Source organism: Kineococcus indalonis, assembly GCF_009906395.1.
Classification (GTDB): domain Bacteria; phylum Actinomycetota; class Actinomycetes; order Actinomycetales; family Kineococcaceae; genus Kineococcus; species Kineococcus indalonis.
Genome location: NZ_JAAALM010000279.1, coordinates 1 through 5,382, shown reverse-complemented (window position 1 = coordinate 5,382; position 5,382 = coordinate 1). Strand labels below are relative to the sequence as shown.

Below are 5,382 nucleotides of genomic sequence, written 5' to 3'. Positions count from 1 at the left end.
CTCGGGGGCGGGGCCCTCCCCGCCGATCCCGGAGCGAGGTGCCGCGGCAGCGATGAGCGCTGGGCTGGGAGCCATGACGGCGGAGCTGACGGCGTCCAGGGTGAGCAGTTCGTCCAGGGACAGCAGGTGCGGGTCCCCCGTGTCGGTGACGACGCCGAAGGACCAGCCGGCCGACCGGTAGCGGTCGAGCAGGGCCGACAAGCTGCGCCACCCCTCGTCGTCCAGTCGAGCACGCACGAGCTCGAAGACCACGCGGTCCACGCGGCGTTCGTCCAGGAGGCGGGCGGCGCCTCGCAGCACGGCCTCCTCCGCGCCCTCCACGTCGACCTTGAGCGTCGCGATGCGCTCGCCGGCACCGATCACGTCGTCCAGCCGCACGGTCGGGACGTCGACCCGGGTGAAGGTGTCGCTGGAGAAGTGCTCGCGGTACCAGGTGTTGTGCTCGTGGAGGGAGCTGTTGCCGCGGAACGCTTCGGACCTGTGCAGGACGAGCGTCCCCGGTTCGCTCGAGACCGCCTGCGGGAAGCACTTGGTCCACCCGTCCAGGTAGTTGACCGAGACGTTGCGCTTCAGCACCGAGAACACCTCGGGGTTCGCCTCGTAGGCCCGGACGTGACCGGACGCGCCGACCAGCGATCCGAGCAGCACCGTGACGGTCCCCACGTTGGCGCCGACGTCGACGCAGCGGTCCCCTCGACGGGTGACGCCGATGAGGTACTTGCACAGGCCCGGGTCGTAGATGCCGGTCAGGACGAGTTCCGGTGTCAGCGACAGGTCGTCGGCGAGGCAGTACAGCTTCCCGCCGTAGGCTGGTTTCAGCAGCACGAGGCCGTTGCCGACGTAGGTGGCCCGCGGGTCGTGAGGCTGCGTGGCCGTGGCCGTGGTCGCAGGGGCCGCCGGTCGAGCGCCCTCACCTGCTGCGCCGCCCGCGCCGGTCCGCTCGACCGGGCGGTCGCTCGCCGCGCCCCCCTTCCAGACCTCCTGCGCGAGCGCCGTGAGCTGGATGACGGCCGTCGCCGTCTCCGACGCGTCCTCGGAGAACCGGACGGTCAGCAGTGCCGCGGGCACGGGCTGGTCCGGGTAGAGGAGGACGATCTCCGGCAGGGTGGCCGGGTTGCCCGACAGGGTCCGGATCATCTCCCCGATGGGCTCGGCGATCTCCGGTGCCGTGATGTCCACCCCCGCGCCCACCAGGTAGACGTCCACGGCGTCCTCGTCGGTGAACAGCTGCACGAGCGCGCTGAGCGGCAGCCGCAGGTCGGCGAGCGGCGCGGCGATCTCCACCACGACGGTGAGGCGCGACCGGGTCGAGTCCTGTGCCGGCGGTCCTGCGGTGCGCACCGGCGTGGTCCGCATCCAGCTCTCGGCCCAGTGGTGAGCGGCGTACGCCTCCGGGAACGACTCGTGCCTCCGGTGCTTCTCCGTGCCCGAGTACGGGTAGAAGACCTTCGGGCCGAAGATGACTGGTCGGTGGTCCTTCTCCTCGTCGAGGAACATCCTCGTGGCGTAGACGGGGCCCGTCTGGAAGTTGGGAGGGGCTTCGGGCTGCTGATCCACCGATCCCTGGATCCCGCTGATGAGCCGCGTGATCCAAGGATGATCGGGGCGCGCACCCATGATGCCGATGGACACGTGCTGCCCGTCCTCGCTGGCCGAGAAGCAGTCCACCCCGTCGAGCAGGGGTTCGATGCTCTTGAAGCACTCGAAGTCGCAGTCGACGTACACGCCACCGTGCCGGGCCAGGATCTCGTAGCGCAGGACGTCGGCCTTCTGCGCCCAGGACCCCGCGGCGTCGAACACCGACTGGTTGATGAGGGGGAAGAGGTCCGCATCTCGCCAGGTGCGGAAGGTCCAGCCCGGGTGCGCCTCCTGCCACGTCCCCCAGTAGTCCTCGAACTCCTGGGGCATGCGGTTCGGGCCCAGCCAGATGCGGTGGAACGTGCGCGGGATGGTGGTCTTCACTGCTGACTCCTCGTCCTCTCGGGCGGTCCTGCCGGGTTCCCGCCCCTGCGTCGTAGCGCTCTCCGCCCGGTCCGGGCGGAGAGCCGCTCCGAGGTGGCTGGACAGGATCCGCGGGGTGTCGCGGAACCACTCGCAGTACCGGGCCCCCTGGCCGGAGACCCGGGTGAGCTGCTCCGCCGATCGAGCGTCGACGGGAGCGCCCGTCGAGGGCGACACGACGGCCAGCAGGTAGGCGTAGTCCGGGTGGTCGGGGAACGCGTGGAGACCTTCGCCGAGCATCGTCATGGCCTCGTCGGTGCGGCCCAGCTCGAACAGGGTCAGGCCGATCCAGCGACCCACCGCTCCGCGCACCGATCTGCGCTCGTCGGTGTCCCAGGTCCTCAGGAAGTGCTCCAGCGCCCGGCTCATGTCCTCGCGGACGAAGGCGTCGATGCCCGCTTGGTGCGGCAGGCCCGCCGGCGGCTCGAGCGTGGTGTGCAGGGCGTGGACGCGGACCTCCCCGCGACCCCCTGCCCGTGAACCGGCCACGACCTGCCACTGGACCAGTTCGTGCCCCGGGAAGGCGGGGCGGCTGACGGGTGCCAGCAGCGAGCGGGCGCCGCTCCGGGCGAGGACGTGCTCGAGCAGCGCTGCGTCCTGCGGTGTGGCCGGGACCGTGCCGGTGTTGCGCCGGTCGTCCCAGGCGTCGCCCCAGGGGGCGTCACCTCCGGCCCCGGCGCCGCGGCCGGCGACCTCCCGGCAGAGCGCCTCCAGCTCGTCGACGATCGCGTCCCAGTTGAACCGCCGAGCGGTGCGCAGGCCGCCGTCCCGAAGGGCTTCGGCCGTACCGTCCTCGTCCAGCACCCGGGCGAGCGCCGCGTGCAGGGCCCGGACGTCCCGCACCGGGGCGAGCAGCAGGTTCTCCCCGTCCCGGGCGTACTCCAGGACCCCGGTGTTGTCGGTGGAGACCACGGGCGTGCCCGAGGCCATGGCCTCCAGCGGCGGGAGCGGGAACGACTCGTAGTGGGACGTGCACAGGTAGACCGCCGCATCGCGGTACAGCTCTGCCAGCACCTGCTGCGGAGGGGCCACGACCACCGTGCCGAAAGGTTCCAGGGGCGGCCGAGGTGTCACCCAGACGACCCGCACATCGGGGTGCGTGGTGGCCAGGGCGTCGGCCACGCGGCGGGCCTCGCCCATGCCCTTGAACTCGTTGCCGTCCCACCCGACGCAGAGCACGTAGCGGTCCCCGGGTGCGGGGGTCGTGCGCGGGTGGAAGACGGCCGGGTCGATCGCGTTGGGCAGCACCCCGGCCTCGACGCCGAAGCGCTCCCCGAGGATGCGCTGGACGCGTGTGCTGACGGTCACGTGGGCGTCCGCTGCCGCCATGTGCTTCTGCACCTTGGCGAAGGACGCGGGGGTGAGGTCCTCGAACAGGTGGGCGTCACCCTGCTCGAAGTGCAGCACGGGGGCGATGTGCGAGACGGCGGCCGACAGCACCTGGTCCCAGTAGCCGCAGGTGATCAGGTCGCAGGGCGGCACCGCGTCCGCGAGGTCGAGGCCGACCGGTACCTGTTCGAACCGGGCGGAGAGCGGGAACCAGCGAGGTGCGGGGTGGTGCGCCAGGACGACGACGTCGTGGCCGCGAGCGGCCAGGCGGTTGGCGTGCTCGAAGAGCACGCGCGCCCCGCCCCCCACGTCCGTCCGCGGCACCAGGACGGCGATGCGCAGCGGGCCGGTGACCGCCCGGGGGCGCACGCGCACCTGACCGACGGCCGTCTCGTCCGTCGGGCCGCTGCCGCTCAGCGAGCGCCCGGCGATCAGCTGCTCGCCGGGCGTCGGGAGACGCACGGTGGGACTGGTGGGGACCGAGTGGTGCACGGGTCGAGTATTGCCCTCTTCTCACGTTCCGTCGACCTATTGTAACGATCAGTCATCAAGTCCTCAGGAGGTTCGCGGGCTGACGCTCACCGCACCGCCTCCTGGGGCATCGACGGTCACCCCCCACCCCCGACGCTCGACCCGGTGTCCCGTGCGGTGCCCGTCGAGCGACCCCGTCTGCTGCGTCGCTGGTGTCAACACCGTGTAAAGACCCCGCGTGGCGCGTAACCCTTCTACGCTCCCCGCCGATGCTGTCGATGACGACGCCACCGCCGCCCGAGGAGCCACCGTGTCGAGCACCCGCCCCCGCCCCCGTCTGGCCGCCTGCCTGGTCCTGCACGGCGCGGCGTCACCGCCCGCCCTGGACGCCGACCTGCGCGACCTGGTCGGCGTCGCCGACGAGGTCGTCGTCTACGACACCGCCGACCACCTCGCGCCCGGCACGGCCGCCTTCGAGGCGACGCTGCACCCGGCGGTGACCGTGGTCAGCGGCTTCTGGGCCGACGACCGGGCGCGGGCCAAGCAGGCGGCGCTCGCGCACGTGGAGGCGGACTGGGCGCTGTGCGTGCTGCCGGGGGAGAAGGTGCGCGTGGACGGCGAGGAGCTGCGCGAGCTGCTGCACGTGGCCGGGGACGTGCCGGCGATGTCGGTGCGGGTGGACGACGTGGTGCGCGGCACGCACCGCTCGGCGCGGCTGCTGCACAAGGCCGTGCCCGGCCCGGTCTGCCCGCCCGCGGACACGCTCACGGAGGTGCCCAGCCGGCTGCTGACCGTGGAGCAGCCCGTGGCCACCACCGCCAGCGTGCCGCGCCAGCGCGGGGTCTTCGACCGCGTCTGACGAGCGGCGCTGACGACCCGGCCCGTCCACGAGGCCGTCGACGAGGCCGTCGACGAGGCCGTCGACGAGGCCGTCGACGAGGCCGTCGACGAGGTTCCGGTGCGCGGGGGGCTCAGCCCCCGGACAGCGAGAAGTGCTGGTAGTCCTTCAGCGTGCGCCAGGTGCCGCCCCAGCTGAAGCCGCGGGCGGCGAACGCCTCCACGACGGGGTCCCCGGCGAGCACCCGGCCCGGCGCGGGCGTGCGCTCCAGGTGGGCCCGGCCGGCCTCGGGCAGCACGGTGGTGCCCCGCACGTAGGGGTTCTGCACGGGGTCGAGGTCGATGGCGGTGCCGTAGGAGTGCTCGGAGAAGCCGGTGCCGCCGGTGGTGGCGCGGCAGTTGAACGCCGAGGTGTTGTTCGCGGCCATCGAGGCGTCGTCGGAGCCGCCGTACGCCTCCACCGGCTCGATGCGCTCCACGGGGAAGCGCTGCGCGTACAGGTCGCGGAAGACGTCGGCGACGGCCTGGGCGACGTCGTCGCGCACGACGAGCCGGCCGGTGCGCGGGGTGCCGGTGAAGTCCAGGTGGGTGACGGTCACCGCCCGCAGCCGCTCCGGCGGCAGGGGGCAGCCGGGCCGCCACGACGCCCACAGCTCCGCCGCCCCCACCGGCGCGATCGAGGACGCGTACGGCCTGCCGGTCAACACCGGGGTGGGGGCCACCGCCCGGGCGCGGGGGCTGAGC

Annotated in this window: 3 protein-coding genes; 1 reads left to right on the top strand and 2 read right to left on the bottom strand. The window is 72.9% G+C overall.

Features of this window, described 5'->3' with window-relative positions:
- On the bottom strand, nucleotides 1-3,792 hold a 3,792-nt coding region (locus GTR00_RS13715; protein ID WP_166612172.1), incomplete at its 3' end, for an FkbM family methyltransferase.
- Nucleotides 3,793-4,111: 319 nt separating this feature from the next.
- Between GTR00_RS13715 and GTR00_RS13710 the strand changes: the two genes are divergently transcribed.
- Nucleotides 4,112-4,660, top strand: coding sequence for a glycosyltransferase family protein (locus tag GTR00_RS13710; RefSeq protein WP_166612171.1), 549 nt, complete (start codon nucleotides 4,112-4,114; stop codon nucleotides 4,658-4,660).
- Between the two features lie 112 nt (nucleotides 4,661-4,772).
- On the opposite strand, the gene GTR00_RS25855 is transcribed toward GTR00_RS13710, so the two are convergent.
- Nucleotides 4,773-5,237, bottom strand: a complete 465-nt coding sequence (locus GTR00_RS25855) for a M15 family metallopeptidase (protein WP_205705770.1) — start codon at nucleotides 5,235-5,237, stop codon at nucleotides 4,773-4,775.
- Nucleotides 5,238-5,382: the final 145 nt, after the last annotated feature.